The organism is Bradyrhizobium sp. S3.2.6, assembly GCF_040546885.1.
In the GTDB taxonomy this organism is placed as follows: domain Bacteria; phylum Pseudomonadota; class Alphaproteobacteria; order Rhizobiales; family Xanthobacteraceae; genus Bradyrhizobium; species Bradyrhizobium cytisi.
Genome location: NZ_JBEPOS010000067.1, coordinates 1 through 1,166, shown reverse-complemented (window position 1 = coordinate 1,166; position 1,166 = coordinate 1). Strand labels below are relative to the sequence as shown.

1 protein-coding gene is annotated in these 1,166 nt (G+C 62.3%); it reads right to left on the bottom strand.

From position 1 onward, the window contains the following. Window positions 1-111: 111 nt before the first annotated feature. The gene (locus ABID58_RS37310; RefSeq protein WP_354037803.1) at window positions 112-924 is read right to left on the bottom strand and encodes an SDR family NAD(P)-dependent oxidoreductase; all 813 of its coding nucleotides are present in this window, start codon (window positions 922-924) and stop codon (window positions 112-114) included. Between the last annotated feature and the right edge of the window lie 242 nt (window positions 925-1,166).

Genomic DNA, 1,166 nt, shown 5'->3' with positions numbered 1-1,166 from the left:
TGAAAGCGACCAGCGAAAGATTTGGCAGCTTGCGCTGCCAAAAAAAATGCGCTCGTCATCTTGACGACCGGCCGGCTAATGGGTGTCACCGTAATCTGCGTCATCCGGCAGCTACGCGACGAAGCGGACCACGCCGCCATCCACCCGTAAAGCCGCGCCGGTTGTCGCCGAAGCCTGCTCCGAGCATGCGTAGATGATCATGTTGGCCACCTCATCGGTGGTCGCGAAGCGTTGGATGAGGGTGGTCGGACGCATTGCCTTCAGGAAGCCCTGCTCGGCTTCCTGCTGCGTGATTCCGTTTGCTTCGGCCTGCTTCGCCATGAAGTCGCCCAGGATCTCGGAGCGGGTGGGTCCCGGCAGGACGGCGTTGACGGTGACGCCCGTGCCCGCGACCGCCTCGGCAAGCCCGCGCGAGACCGCGAGTTGAGCGGTCTTGGTCATGCCGTAGTCGAGCATTTCCTTGGGGATGTTGACCGCGGACTCGCTACTTACAAACACGACGCGGCCCCAGCCTTTCGCCACCATCCGCGGCAGGTAATGACGGGTCACGCGCACGCCACTCATGACGTTCAACTGGAAGAGGCCGAGCCAGTCCTCGTCGGGGATCTTCGCGATGTCCTCGACGCCATTGTAGCCCCGGATGTGAGCCGTACCAACGTTGTTCACAAGGATATCGGCGTCCGGCGCCTGCGCGATCAAGGCCTCGGCACCCTCCGCTGTCGCAAGATCGGCGGCGATACCCGAGATGTCGCTTCCAGGAAAGGCCTGCCGCATCTGCCGCACCGCCTCGTCGACCCGGGTATGCCCACGGCCGTTGACGACGACCGATGCGCCGGCACGGGCCAGCCCCTCCGCCGTCGCGCGGCCGATACCGGCGGTGGATCCGGTGACAATCGCCTTGCGGCCCCTGAGTTCAATATTCATGTCATTCATCTCCAATGGCAGGTGGTGATCATCCGCCCATCCTGGGGGGTTACGGGCGTTACGGCGAGTTAAGTGCACTGTCACCGTAACCCCGCAATGGTAGGTGGTGATCATCCGCCGATCCTGGGGGTTACGGGCGTTACGGAGAGTTAAGTGCACTGAAGATCATCTAGCCGGCCTTCGCGACCAAGAAGGCGGTGGAGCTAAAGTGAGTTCGAAGTGATCGAATCACTTTTGGGCCA